General features: G+C 70.4%; 19 protein-coding genes and 1 tRNA gene. 9 read left to right on the forward strand and 11 right to left on the reverse strand.

Annotated features, from left to right (window positions below; translation table 11 throughout):
* Positions 1-24: 24 nt before the first annotated feature.
* Entirely contained in the window at positions 25-582 is a 558-nt protein-coding gene (locus VGD70_RS21055; protein ID WP_331083877.1) for a peptidylprolyl isomerase, read from the forward strand.
* A complete protein-coding gene (locus tag VGD70_RS21060) occupies positions 583-1,497 on the forward strand; it encodes a rhomboid family intramembrane serine protease (protein ID WP_331083879.1) in 915 nt (304 codons plus the stop codon).
* A gap of 52 nt (positions 1,498-1,549) precedes the next feature.
* Here the strand turns inward: VGD70_RS21060 and VGD70_RS21065 are convergent, their stop codons facing one another.
* Together VGD70_RS21065 and crgA are read right to left on the reverse strand one after the other, a co-directional pair.
* Positions 1,550-1,969 carry a PH domain-containing protein gene (locus VGD70_RS21065; protein ID WP_331083881.1) on the reverse strand — a complete coding sequence of 140 codons (420 nt, stop codon included), beginning with the start codon at positions 1,967-1,969 and terminating at the stop codon, positions 1,550-1,552.
* Between the two features lie 138 nt (positions 1,970-2,107).
* Positions 2,108-2,374: a cell division protein CrgA gene (gene crgA, locus VGD70_RS21070; RefSeq protein ID WP_331083883.1), complete on the reverse strand. Its 267-nt coding sequence runs from the start codon at positions 2,372-2,374 to the stop codon at positions 2,108-2,110.
* 128 nt (positions 2,375-2,502) lie between these two features.
* Between crgA and VGD70_RS21075 the strand changes: the two genes are divergently transcribed.
* The 3 genes from VGD70_RS21075 to VGD70_RS21085 are packed head-to-tail and all read left to right on the forward strand — an operon-like array spanning position 2,503 to position 4,263.
* On the forward strand, positions 2,503-3,414 hold the full coding sequence (locus tag VGD70_RS21075; protein ID WP_331083885.1) for a class E sortase: 912 nt from the start codon (positions 2,503-2,505) through the stop codon (positions 3,412-3,414).
* Positions 3,414-3,569, forward strand: coding sequence for a hypothetical protein (locus VGD70_RS21080; RefSeq protein ID WP_331083887.1), 156 nt, complete (start codon positions 3,414-3,416; stop codon positions 3,567-3,569). Before VGD70_RS21075 ends, VGD70_RS21080 begins: the two co-directional genes overlap by 1 nt.
* A gap of 40 nt (positions 3,570-3,609) precedes the next feature.
* Complete coding sequence (locus VGD70_RS21085; RefSeq protein WP_331083889.1) at positions 3,610-4,263, forward strand: aminodeoxychorismate/anthranilate synthase component II; 654 nt, start codon at positions 3,610-3,612, stop codon at positions 4,261-4,263.
* A 1-nt stretch (position 4,264) separates the two neighbouring features.
* Here VGD70_RS21085 and VGD70_RS21090 read toward each other — a convergent pair whose 3' ends face one another.
* From VGD70_RS21090 to VGD70_RS21125, 8 genes are all read right to left on the reverse strand, one after another.
* A complete protein-coding gene (locus VGD70_RS21090) occupies positions 4,265-5,326 on the reverse strand; it encodes an FAD-binding oxidoreductase (RefSeq protein ID WP_331083891.1) in 1,062 nt (353 codons plus the stop codon).
* Complete coding sequence (gene pknB / locus VGD70_RS21095) at positions 5,319-7,298, reverse strand: Stk1 family PASTA domain-containing Ser/Thr kinase (RefSeq protein WP_331083893.1); 1,980 nt, start codon at positions 7,296-7,298, stop codon at positions 5,319-5,321. The genes VGD70_RS21090 and pknB overlap by 8 nt, the downstream gene beginning before the upstream one ends.
* Positions 7,299-7,380: 82 nt before the next feature.
* Positions 7,381-8,844 (reverse strand): serine/threonine-protein kinase, encoded by a 1,464-nt coding sequence (locus tag VGD70_RS21100; RefSeq protein ID WP_331083895.1) that lies wholly within the window; start codon positions 8,842-8,844, stop codon positions 7,381-7,383.
* A gap of 4 nt (positions 8,845-8,848) precedes the next feature.
* Entirely contained in the window at positions 8,849-10,369 is a 1,521-nt protein-coding gene (locus VGD70_RS21105) for a penicillin-binding protein 2 (protein ID WP_331083897.1), read from the reverse strand.
* Positions 10,366-11,820 carry an FtsW/RodA/SpoVE family cell cycle protein gene (locus VGD70_RS21110; RefSeq protein WP_414638011.1) on the reverse strand — a complete coding sequence of 485 codons (1,455 nt, stop codon included), beginning with the start codon at positions 11,818-11,820 and terminating at the stop codon, positions 10,366-10,368. Before VGD70_RS21110 ends, VGD70_RS21105 begins: the two co-directional genes overlap by 4 nt.
* Entirely contained in the window at positions 11,820-13,238 is a 1,419-nt protein-coding gene (locus VGD70_RS21115) for a PP2C family serine/threonine-protein phosphatase (RefSeq protein WP_331083900.1), read from the reverse strand. Before VGD70_RS21115 ends, VGD70_RS21110 begins: the two co-directional genes overlap by 1 nt.
* Positions 13,235-13,696 (reverse strand): FHA domain-containing protein FhaB/FipA, encoded by a 462-nt coding sequence (locus tag VGD70_RS21120; RefSeq protein ID WP_331083903.1) that lies wholly within the window; start codon positions 13,694-13,696, stop codon positions 13,235-13,237. Before VGD70_RS21120 ends, VGD70_RS21115 begins: the two co-directional genes overlap by 4 nt.
* Before the next feature lie 95 nt (positions 13,697-13,791).
* Positions 13,792-14,967, reverse strand: coding sequence for a DUF3662 and FHA domain-containing protein (locus VGD70_RS21125; protein ID WP_331083905.1), 1,176 nt, complete (start codon positions 14,965-14,967; stop codon positions 13,792-13,794).
* Between the two features lie 115 nt (positions 14,968-15,082).
* On the opposite strand from VGD70_RS21125, the gene VGD70_RS21130 reads away from it, so the two are divergent.
* From VGD70_RS21130 to VGD70_RS21140, 3 genes are all read left to right on the forward strand, one after another.
* A tRNA-Leu gene (locus tag VGD70_RS21130) sits at positions 15,083-15,165 on the forward strand.
* Between the two features lie 929 nt (positions 15,166-16,094).
* Entirely contained in the window at positions 16,095-16,709 is a 615-nt protein-coding gene (locus VGD70_RS21135; protein ID WP_331083907.1) for a hypothetical protein, read from the forward strand.
* Positions 16,710-16,711: 2 nt separating this feature from the next.
* Positions 16,712-17,365: an NAD(P)H-binding protein gene (locus tag VGD70_RS21140; protein ID WP_331083909.1), complete on the forward strand. Its 654-nt coding sequence runs from the start codon at positions 16,712-16,714 to the stop codon at positions 17,363-17,365.
* Here VGD70_RS21140 and VGD70_RS21145 read toward each other — a convergent pair.
* The gene (locus tag VGD70_RS21145) at positions 17,348-18,667 is read right to left on the reverse strand and encodes a D-arabinono-1,4-lactone oxidase (RefSeq protein ID WP_331083912.1); all 1,320 of its coding nucleotides are present in this window, start codon (positions 18,665-18,667) and stop codon (positions 17,348-17,350) included. The genes VGD70_RS21140 and VGD70_RS21145 overlap by 18 nt on opposite strands.
* Positions 18,668-18,717: 50 nt before the next feature.
* Here VGD70_RS21145 and VGD70_RS21150 point away from each other — a divergent pair.
* Positions 18,718-19,894 (forward strand): amino acid deaminase/aldolase (locus VGD70_RS21150; RefSeq protein WP_331083929.1); only part of this gene is annotated, 1,177 nt, incomplete at its 3' end.

A 19,894-nucleotide genomic window follows, 5' to 3' on the forward strand; every position in this document is an offset into this window, starting at 1 on the left:
CGCTGTGGATGGCACGATGACCGGGTGGCAGACAGCAATGGATCCCTCGTTGGAGTGAAGGTAACGGCCATCCTGCATACGTCGCAGGGTGACATCCGAGTCAACCTCTTCCCTGATCACGCGCCCAAGACCGTCGCGAACTTCGTCGGCCTGGCGGACGGCACCAAGGACTACTCGGGCCGCAACGCCAAAGGCACCACCTCCGGTCCGTTCTACGACGGCATGATCTTCCACCGGGTGATCGACGGTTTCATGATCCAGACCGGTGACCCCACCGGTACCGGCCGCGGCGGCCCCGGCTACGAGTTCGCTGATGAGTTCCACCCGGAGCTCCAGTTCAACCGCCCATACCTGCTGGGCATGGCCAACCCCGGCGTGCGCGACAGCAACGGCTCGCAGTTCTTCGTCACGGTCGCACCGACGACCTGGCTGAACTTCAAGCACACGATCTTCGGCGAGGTCGCCGACCAGGAGTCACGCAACGTCGTCGACGCCATCGGGAACACGCGGACCGGGCCGAACGACAAGCCCGTCCAGGACATCGTCGTGGAGCGGGTCACCGTCGAGCGTTCCGAGGGCTGAGTGTCGGTCAACCGGCAGCAGGACCTCCCGGGCTGCGTCCGACATCCGGACCGGCCGACCGGGCTCCGCTGCGTGCGCTGCGACCGGCCGGCCTGCCCGGACTGCATGCGGGAGGCGTCGGTCGGCTACCAGTGCGTCGACTGCGTGAACGAGGGCGCCAAGGCGGTCCGCACGCCGCGCACGATCGGCGGCGCGCGGGCCACCCGGTCCCGCAAGCTCACGGTCGTACCGACGCTGATCGCGGTCAACGTGGCCGCGTTCGCGCTGACCGCGATCCAGGCGGGGAGCATCGTCGAGAACAACCGCTCGACGATCTTCCAGGACGGCACGCTCGTGCCCGCGTTCGTCTCCGCCGGCGAGTGGTGGCGCCTGATCACCTCGGGCTTCCTGCACTTCGGCAACTACGGCGGCTACGGGCCGGTGCACCTGCTGTTCAACATGTTCGCGTTGTGGGTCATCGGCCGGGACCTCGAGGTCGCGCTGGGCCGGGGCCGGTTCCTCGCGGTGTACCTGCTGGCGCTGCTCGGCGGGTCGACGGCGGTGATGCTCTTCGGTGGCGCGGGCAGCGGCGTGGCCGGGGCGTCCGGCGCGGTCTACGGCCTCTTCGGCGGCATCGCCGTGGTCGTGTTCAAGGCCAAGCTGAACCCCGCGCCGGTGCTCTCGCTGATCGCGATCAACGTCTTCCTCAGCGTCGCGCTGCCCGGAATCTCCTTGCTCGGGCACATCGGCGGGCTCGTCGCGGGCGCACTCGCGACGGTCGCCATGGTCTACGCGCCGGCGCAGCGGCGGACCCAGTTCCAGCTCGGCGCGTGCGCCGCGCTCGCGCTGGTCATGATCGTGGCCGTCGCGGTGCGTGGCGCGGCCATGGACTGCACGGTCTCCGACGGCCTCTACTACCTCTGCGCCGGCGCCTAGGACACGGCTGGCGGACCCCGGCCGCGCTCGGCCATGATCCGCCGGGCGCGACCTAGGTCCGCAGCTCCAGCAGCGCGTCCACGACGTCCTCCGGGTCCGTCCCGAGGTCCAGCCGGCCCAGCACGACCAGGGCCGGCTCCTCGGCGTTGTCCGCGTCGAACTCGACGGTGGCGACGTCGCGGCCGAGCCGGCGGGTGCGCACCAGCCGGACGTTCACCTCGGCCCACGTCCAGGTGCGGCTGCCGGTGAGCCCGCGCACGGTGACGCCCCGCGGGTCGGCGGCCAGGCGCGGCCTTACCACGACACCGAACAGTCCCGCCAGCGCGAGGACGAGCGCGGCCGCGGTGAGCAGCACCCGACCGGGTGGGTCATCGGTGAACACCGCGAACAGGGCCGCGGCGACCGCCAGCGCCCATGCCAGGGCGGCCAACTCGATCTTCGGCGCCCAGGTTCGGGCGGTCGGTGAGGACAACGACGTCACGCTCCGGATCCGGGAACTTGAGTTATCCACAGCGGTTATCCACACTGGGGATGACTTACACCCGTGTGGTTCAGTAACGCTGCGCTGAACGGGTGTATCCGAGTGAAACGTGTATCGCCGACGTGCGCGTCAGCGCCACCGCATCGTCATCAGCAGGCCGCCGATCATCAGCGCGAACCCGACCGCGAAGTTCCAGTTGCCGAGGTCCTTCATGAACGGGATGCTGTCCCCGCCGATGTAGTTGACCACGAGCCAGGCCAGTCCCAGCACCATCACGCCGAGCATGATGCCGACATATATGGGGTGCGACGGCCCCGCCGCCTTGACCTTCACCGGCGTGCGGCGGTCGGCGGGCGGGGTGTAGACCGCCTTCTTACGGACCTTGGACTTGGGCATGGCCGTCCTCACCTGACGTGTAACTTTGGTGGCAACCGCGTTCTGTCGAACACCACCACTGTGCAACACGTTAACGTAGCCGAGTAGGTCGGCGAACCAACAGGTCGGGGACCGAAAGGAGCGCGCGCGTGGGCACTGTGCAGCACCTTGGTCCCGGCGCCGGTCGTATCTCGGGTGATCTCGGCGATCTGGTTCCGTCCCCGAGGCCCCGTCCGCGAGGGCCCGACCAGGAGCCCGACAAGGTCCGGAACGTCATCCGCGGCGTCGGCGAGGCGCTCATCACGCTCGGCGTGGTCGTCCTCCTGTTCGTGATCTACGAGGTCTACTGGACCGACCTGGTCTCCGCCGGCAAGCAGCGCGACGCCACCACGGCCCTGGACAACCGGTGGCACGACAAGAAGACCGCGGACGCGGGGCGCAAGGACCACTTCCAGGGCCTCGGCGAGGGCGACGGCTTCGCCAAGATCTACATCCCCTCCTTCGGCGCCGACTTCCACTTCACGGTCGTCGAGGGCACCTCCACGGCCAGCCTCGAGGTCGGCCCCGGTCACTACACCGACACCGCCTACCCGGGCCAGCCGGGCAACTTCTCCGTCGCCGGGCACCGGGTCGGCAAGGGTGCGCCGTTCAACGACATCAACCTGATCCAGTCGTGCGACGCGATCGTCGTCGAGACCCAGTACAGCTGGTTCGTCTACCGGATGCTGCCGCTCGCCGAGGAGAAGGCGGGCTGGGCCCAGGGCAAGGGCACCGACCCGAAGTGCAAGGACGTCGCCCCGCTGGGCGGCCCCTACGCCCAGCTCATCGGCCAGGAGATCGTGCTGCCCACCAACGGCGGCGTCATCGCCCCCATCCCGCACCAGCCGGACGGCACTCGCCCGAGCCAGGGCGAGATGGCCTCGCTGCTCACGCTCACCACGTGCCACCCCCGCTTCTCGGACAAGGAGCGGCTGGTCGTCCACGCGGTGCTCACCCACGAGTGGCAGAAGGACCCGGCCAAGCCGGACGAGCGGCCCGCGGAGCTCAAGGAGATCGCCTGATGTACGCGTGGATCTGGCGCCACCTGCCCGGTCCGCCGGCCGTACGTGTCGGCGAGGCGGTACTGCTCGCGGTGGGTGTCATCGCACTGCTGATGTTCGTGGTCTTCCCGTGGCTCGAACCGTTGCTGCCCTTCAACAACGTCACCGCCCAGTAGCGAACTCCGGCCCGGTGGGCGGGAAGTAGGGTTGTCAGTCATGCGCGTGCTGGTGGTCGACAACTACGACAGCTTCGTCTACAACCTCGTCCAGTACCTCGCCCAGCTCGGCGCCGAGTGCGTCGTGCGGCGCAACGACGACCCCGCGCTCACCGCGCCCGACGCGCTGGCCGGGTTCGGCGGCGTGCTGATCAGCCCGGGGCCGAGTACGCCGGAGCGGGCGGGCGCGAGTGTCGAGGTGGTCAAGCGCTGCGCGGCCGCGTCGGTGCCGGTGTTCGGGGTCTGTCTCGGGCACCAGGCCATCGGCGTGGCGTGGGGGGCGACCGTGGATCGCGCGCCGGAGCTGTTGCACGGCAAGACAAGCGTGGTCCACCACGAGGGCGCCGGCGTGCTGGCCGGGCAGCCGAGCCCGTTCACCGCCACCCGGTACCACTCGCTGACCGTCCTGCCGGAGACCATCCCGGCCGACTTCGAGGTCACCGGGCGCACCGAGAGCGGTGTGGTGATGGCGATGCGCCACCGCGCGCTGCCGGTGGAGGGCGTCCAGTTCCACCCGGAGTCGGTCCTCACCGAGGGCGGCCACCGCATGCTGGCCAACTGGCTCGCCGCCTGCGGTCACGTCGTGCCGGAGGTCCGGGTGGCCGAGCTGACGGCCCAGATGCGCACGCTCGCGGACGCCGCCTCGACCCTGTGAGTCAGGCCGGCGGGATGTCGGGCACCGTGCCGTCGACGATCGCCGCCGCCAGGGACGCGCCGATCGCGGGGGCGTGCTTGAAGAGGTTGTCGCCCCAGACCGCGGTGACCGGACCCGCGTTCGCCACGTGGATGCCGTCGCCGAGGCCCGGCGGGACGTCGCAGTAGACCTCCTCGACGATCTCGTCCTCGACGCCGACCAGGACCTCGCGCACGTACGCCCGCACGAGGTCCCGCGACCGCGCGGTGACCGCCGCCCGGCCCCGCTCCCACGCCGCGTCCGCCGGCGGCAGCGCCGCGCCGACCGACCAGCGGCCGGCGCCGGAGAGCTGCTGGTAGGTCGTGAAGCCGGGCCGCCAGGACTCCGTGCGGTCCATCCAGCACGGCGGCGTGAGCTCGGGGTCCCGCAGCGGGAACGTGAACCGCACGTGGTGCGCCAGCGCCGTCGGCACGTAGACGCCCACCTGCGAGGCCAGCTGCCACGTCCCGCGCCCGGCGGCCACCACGACCCGGTCGACCTCGATCGAGCTGGCCGACGTGGACAGCGTCACGATGTCGCCGGGGGACACGGCCAGCCGGTGCACGTACCCGGGCCGCAGCGCCGGGGCGACCGCCGCCTGCAGGAACGCGGACACGGCCGGCACGTCGATGACCCCGCCGGCCGGGTCGACCAGGACCGGGCCGGGGAGTGTCGGCACCGGCAGGCCCAGGCCCTCGGTGTCGTCGGCCAGTGAGTGCGCGACGTCGGCGGCGGCCATCGCGGCCGACCAGTCGCGGGCCGGCGGTCCGGTGAGGACCGCGCCCTCGGTGCCGACCAGTGGCGCGCCGGCCCGGTCGGACCACTCCGCCCACAGCTTCCGCGCGGTGGCCGCGTAGGCCACCAGACCCGGGTCCGCGTGCGCCAGGCGGAAGATCCGCGAGCTGCCTGCCGACCGGGCCGCCATCGGCACGTCGGCCTCGAGGCACACGACCTCGGCACCACGCCGGTGCAGCGCGTCCGCGGTCGCCAGACCGATCACCCCGGCACCGACGACCGCGATCCGCATCCGGTCGGCCTCAGCCACCGCTGCCGAGTGAGGTGGCGATGATGATGCCGATGGTCTGGTTCTTGTCGAACGGCTGACCCTCGCCGATCTCCTGGTCGATGATCTTCTGGAACTCGGCCGGGTTGGTGGTCTGGCCGTCCCTGACGTTGAAGTTGCCCGTCCAGCCCATGCTGCGCAGCCGGCTCTCGGCCTCCTGCTGGGTGAGGCCCTGCAGGTTCACCATCGTGAGCTTGGTCTGGTCACCCTTGGACACGCTGAGCGTGATCGTGCTTCCCGGCGGCTGGGTGCCGTCCTTGGGGCTCTGGTCCACCACCGTGCCGGCCGGCTTGTCCGAGGACACCTCGTTGACCTGCACCTTGAACCCGAGGTTCTCCAGGTTGGTCCGCGCGGTGTTGACGTCCTGGCCGACGAGGTTCGGCACCGACACCGTCTGCTGCGCCTTGCCGACGGTGAGCTTCACCGCGGTGCCCTTGGACACCGGGGTGTTCGGGACCGGGTCCTGGCTGATGACCTTGCCGACGTCCGCCTCGTCCTGGACCTCCTCGGTGGCCTGGTCCGGCGCCACCGACAGCCCCTGCTGCTCGAGCAGCTGCTTCGCCTCCTCGGGGGTCCGCCCGGTGACGTCCGGGACCTGGACCTTCTCCGGGGGCGCGCCGACCAGCAGGGTGAGCAGGTCGGACTTGTTCATCTTGGTGTTGGGCTTGGGGTTCGAGTCGATGACCTTGCCGACGCTGTCCGGACCGCACGGCCCGTTCTGGCCCTGCGGCGTCGGCTGGCACGGCACGTTCTGCAGCGCCACGTCGAAGCCCTGGTCGGTGAGCGTGCGCTGGGCGTCGTCGGCGAGCCGGCCGACGACGTTGGGCACGGTGACCTCGGTGGACACCGGCTTGTCGCTGAACACGCTGGACATCAGCCACGCGATGAACCCGATGAGGGCGAGCGCGAGCACCGAGACGAGGGCGATGATCCAGCCCTTCTTCCGTCGGCGCCGGCGCTCCTCCTCCTCGTCCTCGTACGGGTCGTAGTCGTCGTAGTCGTTGGCGAGCGACTGCGGGCGGTGCCGGCCACGCGCCGGCTCCATCGGGGGCCGGCCCTGCGCCAGGATCGTGGTGCGGTCGTCGTCGGTCATCACCATCGGCGCGAGCGGCCGCTGGTTGGACAGCACCCGGACCAGGTCGGTGCGCATCTCCGCGGCCGACTGGTAGCGGTTGGGCGCGCCCTTCGACATGGCCTTCAGCACGATGGCGTCCAACGCGGGCGAGACCCGCCCGTTGAGCGCCGACGGCGGCTTCGGGTCCTCCCGGACGTGCTGGTAGGCCACCGCGACCGGGGAGTCACCGGTGAACGGCGGCTCGCCGGTGAGCAGCTCGAACAGCACGCAGCCGGCGGCGTAGACGTCGCTGCGCGCGTCCACCGCCTCCCCGCGGGCCTGCTCGGGCGAGAGGTACTGGGCGGTGCCGATCACCGCGGCGGTCTGGGTGACAGCGACCTGGCCGTCGGCGACCGCGCGGGCGATGCCGAAGTCCATCACCTTGACCGCACCGGTCTTGGTGATCATCACGTTGGCGGGCTTGACGTCCCGGTGCACGATGCCGTGCCGGTGGGAGAAGTCCAGCGCCGCGCAGACGTCGGCCATGATCTCCATCGCGCGCTGACCGGGGAGCGGGCCCTCGGTCTTCACGATGTCGCGCAGCGTCCGCCCGTCCACGTACTCCATGACGATGTAGGGCAGCGGGCCGTTCTCGGTCCTGGTCTCGCCGGTGTCGTACACGGCGACGATCGCCGGATGGTTCAGCGCGGCGGCGTTCTGCGCCTCCCGACGGAACCGCTCCTGGAACTGCGGGTCGCGCGCGAGGTCGGCGCGCAGCACCTTCACGGCGACGTCCCGGCCGAGGCGGACGTCGCGACCCTTGTGCACCTCGGACATGCCGCCGTAGCCGAGCACCTCGCCCAGCTCGTACCGATTGGAGAGCAGTCTCGGAGTGGTCATCGGTATGTCGTCTCGATCCTCGTCTGCGAATGTGCGGCGCGTGCGCCAATCATGCCCGACTCGTGCTCCGGACTACGGGGATTCATCGTGGAGGTCCCTCGTCTTCGTTGCAGTAAATCGGAACCTCCGTACCAACGAGCAACGGCCGGTCCGCGTCGACCTTGACGACCGTGCACTTGGTCAGATCCTGCGGTGTCTGACCGTTCTGGGCCAGCACCACCGGGACGAGACCGGCTCGTTCCAGGCTGTCGGCCGCGTAGGACGCGGGACGGCCGAGGTACTTGCCGTCGTCCACGTCGACGAACCGGCCCGGGGTGCTCGGATCCGCCGCACCGTGGCTCGGCATCGGCGTGTTCCCGGGCTCGGCACCAGTGCCGGCACCATTGTGCTCACTGCCCGCCGGGATCGACGACTCCGGTCCCGCTCGGCCACCGGTGTCGCGTTCCCCGCCGAGCAACGCGGCGAGCCCGAAACCCGCCAACGTCAGCAACACCACCGCGAGGATAACGAGCAACACCCACATCGCGGTCCTGTTGCGCCGCGGTGGCGGGAGGGGGCCCAGCGGGAACGAGCCGGTGCCCGGCGCCTGGTGCGGCGGCCCCGACGGCGGGCCGACCGGCAGCAGCGCCGGGTTGCTCGCGCTCGGCGGCCCGTGCTGGGCCGGGGCGAGCGCCCGGCTGGCCGGCGCCGGCAGCGGGTGCCCGGTCCGCACCGCGGCCACCGCGGCCGCGAACTCGCCGCCGCTGCCGTAGCGCTGCGCCGGGTCCTTCACCAGCGTCGCCTCGACGACCGCGCGCGCGTGCGGCGGGATGTCCGGCGGCAGCGGCGGTGGCATGTCCCGGATGTGCATCATCGCGACGGTGACCGCGTTCTCGGACAGGAACGGCCGGTGCCCCGCCAGGCACTCGTAGCCGACGACGGCGAGGGAGTAGACGTCGCTCGCCGGCTCGGCCTCGTGCCCGAGCGCCTGCTCCGGCGCGATGTAGTGGGCGGTGCCCATGACCATGCCGGAGCGGGTGACCGGGGCGGCGTCGGCGGCCTTCGCGATGCCGAAGTCGGTGAGCTTCACGACGATCCGGCCGTCCGGGGTCGGGGTGACCATGATGTTGCCGGGCTTGACATCGCGGTGGACGTACCCGCGCTCGTGCGCCGCCTGCAGCGCGTTGCCGGCCTGCTCGAGGATCTCGAGCGTGCGGTCGGCGCTGATCCGCCGCTCCTTCGCCAGGATCGCCGCGAGAGGGTCGCCCTCGACCAGCTCCATCACGAGGTACGCGGTGTCCTTCGGCCCGTCGACGATCGACGCCGTCTCGCCGTAGTCGTGCACCGCGGCGATGCCGGGATGGTTGAGCGAGGCCGTCGTGCGGGCCTCGGTGCGGAACCGGTGCAGGAACTCGGCGTCGCCGCACAGCTCGGGCTTGAGCACCTTGATGGCCACCTGCCGGTCGAGCCGGGTGTCCGCCGCCTCCCAGACCTCGCCCATGCCGCCGACGGCGATCCGGCGCGAGAGCCGGTACCGCTCGGCGAGGAGCTGGCCTGACGTCAGCATGTGCTCAGTTCCCCCCGGCCAGAGCGGCGTCCATGGTGGCGCGTCCGATGGCGGCGGACAGCTTGCCGCCGGTGGCAGCTACATCCTTGCTTTCTACCACCACGGCCACGGCGACCTTCGGGTTGTCGGCCGGCGCGAACGCGACGTACCAGGCGAACGGCGGGGTGTTCTTGGGGTCGTTGCCGGTCTCGGCGGTGCCCGTCTTCGACGCGACGGTGAGGCCGGAGTGCTTGCCGCCACCGCCGGTGTGCTCCTCGGAGAGGATCATCATGTCGCGCAGCTGCTGGGCGCTGCCCGGCGAGATCGCGGTGGCGACCTCTTCCTTCTGGTAGTCGGAGATGACCGCGAGGTCCGGCGCGAGGATCTGCTTGACCAGCTGCGGGCGCATCCGGATGCCGCCGTTGGCGACGGTGCCCGCGATGACCGCGTTCTCCAGCGCGGTGAGCCGCACGTCCTTCTGGCCGATGCCGCTCTGGTACAGCGACGGCTTGTCGGCGATCTTGAGGCAGTTGCCGCCGGAGAGCGAGCCGATGCAGGAGGGGACCACCGACATCGGGATCGTGAGGTCGGTCTGGCCGATGCCGAACTTGGCCGCCTGCGCGGCCAGCTTCTGCTCGCCCTCCTGGGCGGCGAGCTGCGCGAACGCGGTGTTGCACGACAGCTGCAGCGCGGTCTGCATCGTGGCGGTCCGCCCCGGGCCGCAGGGGTGGCCGTTGTAGTTGCTCATGCAGCGGGTGCTGCCGTCGTTGGGGTTGCACGGGTCGCCGGTGATCACGTCGATGCCCGGCGAGGCGGTCAGCTGGGTGTTCTTGTCCTTGCCGTCCTCGAGCGCGGTCGACGCGGTGACCAGCTTGAACGTGGAGCCGGGGGTGTAGTTCTCCGAGATCGCCCGGTTGAGCATCGGCTTGGCCGGGTTGTTCTCGTCGCGATACTGGTTGTACGCCTTCTCCTGGTCGTCGCCGCCGTGCGCGGCGAGCCCGTTCGGGTCGAAGGACGGCGTGGACACCATCGCGAGGATCTGGCCGTCGTCCGGCTTGATCGCCACGACCGCGCCGGTGAAGCCGTTGGCGGTCATCGCGTCGTAGGCGGCCTTCTGGACCTTGGAGTTGACCGTGGTGACGATGTTGCCGCCACGCGGGTCCCGGCCGGTGATCAGGTCGGAGAGCCGGCGGACGAACAGCCGGTCGTCGGAGCCGTTGAGGATCTCGTCCTCGGCCCGCTCGAGGCCGGTCGCGCCGTAGCGGACCGAGTAGAAGCCGGTGATCGGCGCGTACATCGGGCCGTTCTGGTAGATCCGCTGGTAGCGCAGCCGGTCGTTGGTGGCCTTGACGTTGGCGATGATGACCTCGTCGGAGGTGATGATCCGGCCGCGCTGGCGGGCGTACTCCTCGAGCAGCACCCGCTGGTTGCGCGGGTCGTTGCGGTAGGCGTCGGCCTTCACGACCTGGATGTAGGTCGCGTTGGCGAGCAGCAGGGCGATCATCGCCAGCATGGCGAGACCCACGCGGCGCAGGGGAGTGTTCATGACGGACGCTCCACCATCACGGTATGGGCCTCGGCGATCGGGGCCTGCTGCACGGGCTTGGGCTTGGCCCCGGTCTGCGGCCGGCGGGCCGCGTCGGAGATGCGCAGCAGCAGAGCCACGAGCACGTAGTTGGCGAGCAGCGACGAGCCGCCGGCGGACAGGAACGGTGCGGTGATGCCGGTCATCGGGATGAGCTTGGTGACCCCGCCGACGACCACGAACACCTGCATGACCAAAGCGAACGACAGACCGCCACCGAGCAGCTTGCCGAACGTGTCGCGCACCGCGACGGCACTGCGCATCCCACGCATGGCCAGCAGCATGTAGATCAGCAGCAGCGCGGCCAGGCCGATGAAGCCCAGCTCCTCGCCGATGGCCGCGGTGATGAAGTCGCTGTTGGCGAGCGGCACCATGTCCGGGCGCCCCGCGCCCAGGCCCGTGCCGCCGACCCCGCCCGTGCCGAGGCCGAACAGGGACTGCGCGATCTGGTAGCCGCCCTTGTCGTAGTCGGCGAACGGGTCGAGCCAGTTCGCCACCCGGACCTGCACGTGGCCGAACAGCTGGTAGGCGAGCATGCAGCCGCCGATGAACAGGGCCAGCCCGACGCCGACCCAGATGGCCCGCTCGGTGGCCACGTAGAGCATCACCAGCACGGTGCCGAAGAACAGCAGCGAGGTGCCCAGGTCCTTCTCGGCGACCAGGACCATCACCGAGACGGCCCAGCAGAACAGGATGGGCCCGAGGTCACGGGCTCGCGGGAGGTCGATGCCGAGCACCCGCCGGCCGGCGGCCATGAAGAGGTCGCGCTTGGACACGAGGAAGGCCGCGAAGAAGATCAGCAGCAGGATCTTGGCGAACTCGCCGGGCTGGATCGACACCGGTCCGAGGCGCAGCCAGATCTTGGCGCCGTTGATCGTGGGGGCGATGACCCCGGGCAGCACCGCCGGCAGGGCCAGCAGGAACAGGCCCACCAGGCCGAAGGTGTAGCCGTAGCGGGTGAGCGTGCGGTGGTCCTTGATCACGTAGAGCACGACCAGGAACAGCACCAGCGCGATCGTGGTCCACAGGATCTGCTTGGGGACGGTGTTCTCGAACGCCGAGTTGGTGCGCAGGGCGCGCTCGGCCGTCGCCAGGTCGATCCGGTAGATCATCACCAGGCCGAGACCGTTCAACAAAGCGACGCACGGCAGGATCAGCGGATCCGCGTAGGGCGCCCACTTCCGCACCGCCGCATGCGCGACGCCGAAGAGCGCCAGGTAGGCGAGACCGTAGTAGACCAACCGGATCGTGAGCGTCTGCTCCTGGTTGGCCTCGACGAGCATCAGCGCGCCGGTGACGAGGCCGGCCGCGAACGCGAGCATCGCCAGTTCGGTACCGCGCCGGGTCGGAGCAGATCTGCCTGGCGTATCGCTGCCCTGTGCCAACATCGGCGCTGGCCCCGGCTGCGCCATCAGCCGCCGCCCTCGTCCCCGCGCGGCTGGCGGCAGTTGACCCCGGGCTCCGGCTCGGCCGGCCTGTCGGAGGTAGCTGTCGGGTTCTGGGTGGTCGTGCCGGGCGGCTTGCGGGCCGGCGGCCGCGTCGTGGACGCCGGCGGCGCGGCCTGACCCGCCTGCTGCTGCTGCTTGATCAGCGACTCACACGTCGGCAGCGGGTAGTTGGTGCGCAGGTCCTGGATGAACTGGCGGGCCTCGGGGATGTTGTCGAAGCTCTCCGTGCCCGAGCGCACCGCGTCCCGGCCGAGCTGGCGCAGGTCGTCGACGTAGAACCGGTCGCAGGTCTGCACGTTCGGGTCGCACGAGCCCTGCACCTGGTTGTTCAGCGAGATGCCGAAGATGCTCCCGCGGACGCCCTGGAAGATGGCGATCTCGCCGTCGTCGGCCTCGCCGACGAAGTACTGGTTGTTGACCACGGCCCACGTGGCGATGCCGCCGCCCGCGAGGATCAGCAGCACCACGAAGAGCAGCACGAACAGCCGGATCCGTTTGCGCCGCTTGGCCTTGGGGTCCGGCGGCGGCTCGGTGGGCTCGACCCGGACCGGCTCGATGCGCGGCGAGGTGATGGCACCCGCCCGGGAGGCGGGCGAGTCCGGCGGCGGCTGGTCGTCCAGCCCGTTGCCGGCGGCGCCGCCCACGATCGGGGCGTCCTCGCCGAAGTCGATGTCCACGACGTCGGCCACGATGACCGTGACGTTGTCCGGCCCGCCGCCCTTGAGCGCGAGCTCGATCAGCCGGTCGGCGCACGCCTGCGCGTCCGGGATCTTGATCGTGTCGGCCAGCGTCTCGTGCGTGACCACGCCGGACAGGCCGTCCGAGCACAGTAGGTACCGGTCGCCGGCGCGGGCCTCGCGGATGGTGAGGTTCGGCTCCACCTCGTGCCCGGTCAGCGCCTTGAGCAGCAGCGAGCGTTGCGGGTGGGTGGCCGCTTCGTCCTCGGTGATCCGGCCCTCGTCGATGAGGGACTGGACGAACGTGTCGTCGTGGGTGATCTGCGCGAACTGGCCGTTGCGCTGAAGGTAGGCCCGGGAGTCGCCGATGTGCACGAGCCCGATCCGGCTGCCCGCGAACAGGATCGCGGTGAGCGTGGTGCCCATGCCGTCGAGCTCGGGGTCACTGGCGACGAGCTCGGCGATGGCGCCGTTGCCCGCGTTGGTGGCCTCCCGGAGCTGGCCGAGGAGGTCCTCACCCGGCTCGTCGTCGTCGAGCGGCGCCAATGCCGCGATGACGACCTTGCTGGCGACCTCACCGGCGGCGTGACCACCCATGCCGTCAGCGAGCGAGAGCAGGCGCGGACCGGCGTACACGGAGTCCTGGTTGTTGGAACGGACCAGGCCCCGGTCGCTGCGGGCCGCATAGCGAAGGACGAGAGTCATGACCGTAGCTCGATCACCGTCTTGCCGATTCGGATCGGGACGCCAAGAGGCACCCGGAGGGGTGCCGTGACCTTAGCCCGGTCGAGGTACGTCCCATTCGTCGAGCCCAGATCTTCCACGTACCAGTCCGTTCCGCGCAACGAGATCCTCGCGTGCCGGGTGGACGCATAGTCGTCATCGAGGACCAACGTGGAGTCGTCCGCGCGGCCGATCATGATCGGCCGGCCGTCCAGAGAGATCCTGGTCCCGGCCAGTGCGCCGTGGGTGACGACCATCTGTCGGGGCGCCCTGCCGCCCCGGGACTTCTTCGCGGTACTGCGGCGGAAGCCCGGGACCGAAACCTTCAGCCCGGCCGCGGCGTACAGGTCCGACCGCACGACCCGCAACGCGGCCAGCACGAACAACCAGAGCAGGGCAAGGAACCCTGCTCTGGTCAGCTGCACAACAAGCTCTGGCACCTGCTGCGAACGCTCCCGCCGGGTAGGGGTCAATGGCACCGGCACTCGTACGGTGCCTGTGCTCAGTATTAAGGGTCGGTCAGCCCCGGTTGCGGTCAGCCCTGGGTACGGAACACCAGGGACGAGTGCCCGATGCGGATGACGTCGCCGTCCGCCAGCTGCCAGGTCTGCACCGGAGTGCCGTTGACCGTGGTGCCGTTGGTGGAGCCGAGGTCCGCGAGGGTGGCGCTCTGGCCGTCCCAGGTGATCTCCAGGTGGCGACGCGACACGCCCGTGTCCGGCAGCCGGAAGTCGGCGTCCTGGCCACGGCCCACGACGTTGCCGCCCTGCTTGAGCGAGTACGTCCGGTTCGAGCCGTCGTCCAGCTGCAGACTGGCGTTCAGCTGCCGCGGGCCGGTCTGGACCGCGGGCGGGGCATAGCCCTGCTGGGCGTACGGGTCGCCGCCCTGCTGGTACCCACCGCCCTGCTGGTAGCCGCCCTGCTGGTAGCCCTGGTCGTAGCCCTGCTGGCCGTAGCCCTGCTGCTGGCCGTAACCCTGGTCGTAGCCCGGTTGCTGCTGCTGGCCATAACCCTGGTCGTAGCCCTGCTGCCCGTAGCCCGGTTGCTGCTGCTGCCCGTAGCCCTGGTCGTAGCCCTGCTGCTGCTGGCCGTAGCCCTGCTGCTGGCCGTAACCCTGGTCGTAGCCCGGTTGCTGCTGCTGGCCGTAACCCTGGTCATAGCCGCCCTGCTGGCCGTAACCCTGCTCATAACCTTGCTGCTGGCCGTAGCCGTACTGCTGTCCGTAAGGATCGCCCTCGGGCGGCTGGCCGTAGCCGGGAGGCTGGCTCATGGATCGGTCTCCTGCGTTGCGGGGTGGTGCTGACCGCTTCTCCCCGGGAGCCCTGGCGGATGCCTTGACGTCCGGGTCGACGGCCGAGCGTATTCGAAACTGTCCGGTGTGCAGCGCGTCGGAGCGCTCCAGGGAGACTACGACGTCACCATAGGTGTCCCATTGGTGCTCGGAGAGATACTCCGCCACACAGTCCGCGAGCAGCGCGGTGGTGCGGTCCTCGTCGCCAGCGAAGTTGTCGAAGTCGGTAGCGCCAAGCTGGACCACGTAGTGGTTGGGAGCCAGCTGCCGACCGCCGGCGAGCTCGCGAACGTTGACTTCACCTTCACGCAGCAGCGCCTGTGCCACCTCCTGGGGCACGACGTTGCCACCGAACACACGGGCGAACGAGTTGCCCACGAGGTTCTCCAACTTGCGGTTCAACCGCTGGCCGATGCCCATGGGTGCCTCCTTCCACACGTGTGCTCCTCGGTCGATCGTATCCGGGTACGGCCTGGAGGACAGTGCGATGTGCAAACCCAGTTGAGGACCGTGTAGGCTTCGCGGCGTTCCACTCGGGCGAGTGGCGGAATGGCAGACGCGCACGGTTCAGGTCCGTGTGTCCGTAAGGACGTGGGGGTTCAACTCCCCCCTCGCCCACGACCTCGGCCGATCCTTGCCAGCGGAGAGCGCGGGCCGGGTCGGTCGTCATCATGTTGGGGGGCCGAGCCCCCCAAACCCCCCACGGTGCGAGCTCCTTCTGACCCAGCGTGGTTCAGGTTCGTGTTGACCAGCCTTTTCTTCTTTTCTGTCTTCTTCGTCATCTTCTGTCTACACCTCTTGCGGCTTTTCGGTGCCTTTTTGTCGGGTTGGTCGTAGTTTCTCCTCCCGGCTCCCGGCTCCCGGCTCCCGGCTCCCGGCTCCCGGCTCCCGGCTCCCGGCTCCCGGTGCGGCGGCATCTGTTCGGCTGCTTCGTTGGGGTGGTCCGTTTTTGCTCGCGCTGCCTCGGGGCTTTTGTGGCGTGTCTTGGGTTTGCGGTGGACTAGACCACTGGGGTTCCTCGCCATTTGCCGTTCGTCGTGGGCCGTGTGGGTGAGGTGTTCGGGTGGTCGTGCCGTTGGACTTGTGGTTGGGGATCGGGGTTCGAGGCGGAAGATCTTCGGACGCCGGGAGCTTCGGTGTTGTCGGCGTCGGGTCGTCGGGCCGGGCGCTGTGGTCGTGGATCTGTTGGGGGACAACGAGATTCGCCGAAGTGCTTGTGTTTGTGGATCTTCTGGTTAGGCTGTCGGCACTCTCGAAGTGGATCTTTCGCGGTGTTACAGCCGATTGCCTTGTGCAACTTTCGGTACAACCCTGCGTTCAACCATCCAGCCCACGACTCACCCAGACGGCGGCACTGCCGGGCAGAAGTCCCAATGTCGGTCGTCGACCGGTCACCGACCGCTCAGCGCCGTCGGTCGCAGGAGCCCGGTTCTCGTCTGCGTCTGACACCCCACCACCTGGTACTCCGGACATGTACCAAAAAACGCCGCGCTTGGCAGGGGATGGCGAAGCCGATCGGCGCGACGGTAATGGAGAGGGCTGAGTTCGTGACGGGCATTCCAGGGCGCACGGCGGCGGTGGACAACCTGACGGCAGTGCCGTCCCCACTTGTTCCTCCCGTCGAGCTGCCGGCAGAGGTCGACGAGCTGGCCGCCGCGGCCGCGCGGGAGCTCGGTTGGCAGGGGGTCGTATTGCCGGAGATGAAGCTGCTCGGCCGCCGGATCAACCTGGTGGCGCAGCTCATGCCGGACGCACACGCGGAGCGCATCTGCCTCGGCCAGGCGCCGGAGGTCGACCGGGCCACCGTGTCCACATGGGTCTGGCCGGAGTTCTGCGGCCGGGTCCCCGAGCCGGCCGTGCGCATCGTCGGCGCGCTCGCGGTCACCCGCCACTGGCGCACCGGCCTCGTCAACGCCGTGCCGTTCCTGCGGTACTGCGACGCGGCCATGGTGCTGCCGATGTCCGTGGTGCTCACCAACGACTACCTGGTCAACTGCCTGCCGCGGGCGCGTGCCTACGGCGTCGGCGTGATCAGTGCGGCGCCCGGCCCCGAGGTGGAGCTGGACCTGCCGGGTCGCGGTGACCGCGCACCGGCCGGCGTCGACGGCACCCAGCGGTGGATCACCGAGCTCGCCTACGAGCAGATCCTCGCCACCGCCTGAGCATGCGGGTCGTCATCGCCGGCGGGCACGGCAAGATCGCCTTGCGCACGACCACGTTGCTCGCCGCACGCGGGGACACGGTGGTCGGGCTGGTACGCAATCCCGACCACGTCGACGATGTCCGCGCGGCCGGCGGTGACGCCCAGGTGCTCGACCTCGAGAAGGCCGACGCCAACGAGGTCGCCGCGGCGGTGGCCGGTGCGGACGCGGTCGTGTTCGCCGCGGGTGCCGGGCCGGGAAGTGGCGCGGCCCGCAAGGAAACCGTCGACAAGGGCGCCGCGGTGCTGCTCGCCGACGCGGCCGAGGTCGCCGAGGTGCGGCGCTACCTACAGATCAGCGCGATGGGCCTGGACCGCGCCGACGACCCGGACATGGACGAGGTCTTCGCCGGCTACCTGCGCGCGAAGGCCGCCGCCGAGCAGGACCTGATGGCCCGCGGTCTCGAGTGGACAGTGCTGCGCCCGGGCCGGCTCACCGACGATCCGGGCACCGGCCGGGTAATGCTCGGCGAGCACGTGCCGCCCGGCGACGTCACCCGCGACGACGTCGCCGCGGTCTGCGTCGGCCTGCTGGACACGCCGGCCGGCGTCCGCCGCGTGCTGGAGCTCGTCGGCGGCGACGTGCCGGTCGGCGACGCGCTAGCCGCGCTCGCCTAGTACGCGGTCCAGGTACGGGTTGGTGAACACGCTCGTCGGGTCCAACTTCGTTCGTATTTCAACGAAATCGTCGAACCGCGGGTACCGCTCGCGCAGCACGGCCGCGTCCAGCGTGTGCATCTTCCCCCAGTGCGGCCGCCCGCCCACCGCGCCGGCGATCGACTCGAACACGTCGAAATACTCCCGGTACGGCATGCCGACGAACTGGTGGATCGCGATGTAGGCCGAATCCCGTTGGTAGGCGGTCGAAAGCCAGATGTCGTCGGCCGCCGCCACGCGGATCTCCACCGGGAACATCACCGGGTCGGCCAGCCGCGGCACCCGCCGCCGCAGCTCCGCCAGCACCTCGCCGAGCGCCTCGCGCGGCACCGCGTACTCCGACTCGACGAACCGCACCCGCCGGTCGGTCACGAAGACCCGGTGCGAGACATCCCGGTATGACCGTCCGGAAAGGACCGTCGAGGCCATTTTGTTCAGCGGCCGCACCAACCCCGGCACCCGCCGGCCCAGCCGGCACAGGGCGCCGAACGCCATGTTCTCCATCAGCTCGTACTCGACGAACTGCCGCGCCCTCGACAACGGCTCGGGCTCCGAGCCCGCCGGCAGCCGGTTGTTGCGCTTGGTCAACGCCTTGGGGCCGTACGGGAACCAGTAGAACTCGAAGTGGTCGTTCTCGGCGCAGTTCTCGTCCAGCGCGGCAAGCACCTCGTCCAGTGGCTCCGGCCGTTCCTCGGCGGCGAGCACGAACGACGGCTCTGTCCGCAGCGTCACCGTCGAGATCACGCCCAGCGCGCCGAGCCCGAGCCGGGCCGCGGCGAACAGGTCCGGCCGCTCGTCGGCCGAGCACCGCACCACCGACCCGTCGGCCAGCACCAGCTCCAGCCCGGCCACCTGGGTGGCGATCCCGCCGAACTGAGCCCCGGTGCCGTGTGTCCCGGTGGAGATGGCGCCGGAGATGGTCTGTGCGTCGATGTCGCCGAGGTTCGTCATCGCGAGGCCGAGCCGGTCCAGCTCGACGTTCAGCGCCCGCAACGTGGTCCCGGCCCGCACGGTGACGAGCCCGGTGTCGATGTCGGCGGCCGTGACCCCGGTCCAGTCCCGCAGATCGAGGGCGACGTCGTGGGCGGCGCCGACCGCGGTGAACGAGTGGCCGCTGCCCCGGGCCCGCACGGTCCGGCCCGCCCGCGCGGCGCGGGTGATCGCGCCGGCCATGGCGTCGAGGTCGCGCGGCCGGGCCACCTCGGTCGCCACGGCCGACTCGGTGCCGGCCCAGTTGCGCCAGGCGGTGGATGGAGCTGCCACGGGTCCTCCCAGGTCGTACGGTGGGGTGCGTGCCCGACGAAACGCACCGCATGAGGCTCGACGCGGCGACGAAGAACCTTGACGCACCGCTCGCCGTCGTCGACCTGGACGCATTCGACCACAACGCCGCGGATCTGGTGCGCCGTGCCGCCGGTCGGCCCATCCGGGTCGCCAGCAAGTCCGTCCGCTGCCGGTTCCTGCTCGAGCGGGTGCTGCACCGGGACGGCTTCGCCGGCGTGATGTCCTACTCGCTGCCCGAGGCGCTGTGGCTCGCGGGCACGTGGGCCGGCACCGACCTCGCCGACACGGACCTCCTCGTCGCCTACCCGACCACCGACCATTCGGCGCTGCGGGCGCTGGCCGACGACGAGCACGCCCGCGCGCACGTCTCGATCATCGTCGACTCGGTGGCACAGCTGGACCTCGTCGACGCCGCGCTCGGCGCGGGGCACCCGGACATCCGGGTCTGCCTGGAGCTCGACGTGTCCTGGCGGCCGCTGCTCGGCCGCGACCTCGCGCACGTCGGCACCCGGCGCTCGCCGGTGTTCAGCGCGCGCCAGGCCGGCGATTTGGCGCGCACGATCACCGACCGGCCGGGGTTCCGGCTCGTCGGGCTCATGGGTTACGAGGGGCAGATCGCCGGTCTCGGCGACCATCCGGCCGGCAAGCCGGTCACCGGCGCGGTGCTGCGCTGGATGCAGGACCGTTCGGCGCACGAGCTGGCCAGCCGGCGGACCGCCGCGGTGACCGCGGTGCGTGCGGTGGCCGACCTGGAGTTCGTCAACGGCGGTGGCACCGGCAGCATCGAGACCACGGGCTTCGACGATTCGGTCACCGAGGTGGCCGCCGGCTCGGGGCTCATCGGCCCCACGCTGTTCGACCACTACCGGCGGTTCATGCCGCACCCGGCAGTCCTGTTCGCGCTGCCGGTGGTGCGCAAGCCCCGGCCGGCCATCGCGACGCTGTTCAGCGGCGGCTTCATCGCGTCGGGCCCGGCCGGCAAGGACCGGCTGCCGAGCCCGTACCTGCCGGCGGGCCTGAAGCTGCTCGGTGTGGAGGGCGCGGGCGAGGTGCAGACGCCGGTGACCGGCCGCGCGGCACGCGACCTGCGGGTCGGCGACCGGGTGTGGCTGCGGCACACGAAGGCGGGCGAGCTGGCCGAGCGGTTCACCGAGTACCAGGTGCTCGAGGGCGACCGGATCACCCAGGCCGCGCCGACCTACCGCG

The sequence above is a fragment of the Actinophytocola sp. genome (assembly GCF_036402745.1).
GTDB lineage: Bacteria > Actinomycetota > Actinomycetes > Mycobacteriales > Pseudonocardiaceae > Actinophytocola.

Bases quoted from the DNA above. Each gene is read 5' to 3' on its own strand.
- crgA (WP_331083883.1), bottom strand. From the start codon at position 2,374: ATGCCCAAGTCCAAGGTCCGTAAGAAGGCGGTCTACACCCCGCCCGCC.
- VGD70_RS21080 (WP_331083887.1), top strand. From the start codon at position 3,414: ATGTACGCGTGGATCTGGCGCCACCTGCCCGGTCCGCCGGCCGTACGT.
- VGD70_RS21085 (WP_331083889.1), top strand. From the start codon at position 3,610: ATGCGCGTGCTGGTGGTCGACAACTACGACAGCTTCGTCTACAACCTC.
- pknB (WP_331083893.1), bottom strand. From the start codon at position 7,298: ATGACCACTCCGAGACTGCTCTCCAATCGGTACGAGCTGGGCGAGGTG.
- VGD70_RS21100 (WP_331083895.1), bottom strand. From the start codon at position 8,844: ATGCTGACGTCAGGCCAGCTCCTCGCCGAGCGGTACCGGCTCTCGCGC.
- VGD70_RS21105 (WP_331083897.1), bottom strand. From the start codon at position 10,369: ATGAACACTCCCCTGCGCCGCGTGGGTCTCGCCATGCTGGCGATGATC.
- VGD70_RS21110 (WP_414638011.1), bottom strand. From the start codon at position 11,820: ATGGCGCAGCCGGGGCCAGCGCCGATGTTGGCACAGGGCAGCGATACG.
- VGD70_RS21115 (WP_331083900.1), bottom strand. From the start codon at position 13,238: ATGACTCTCGTCCTTCGCTATGCGGCCCGCAGCGACCGGGGCCTGGTC.
- VGD70_RS21125 (WP_331083905.1), bottom strand. From the start codon at position 14,967: ATGGGCATCGGCCAGCGGTTGAACCGCAAGTTGGAGAACCTCGTGGGC.
- VGD70_RS21140 (WP_331083909.1), top strand. From the start codon at position 16,712: ATGCGGGTCGTCATCGCCGGCGGGCACGGCAAGATCGCCTTGCGCACG.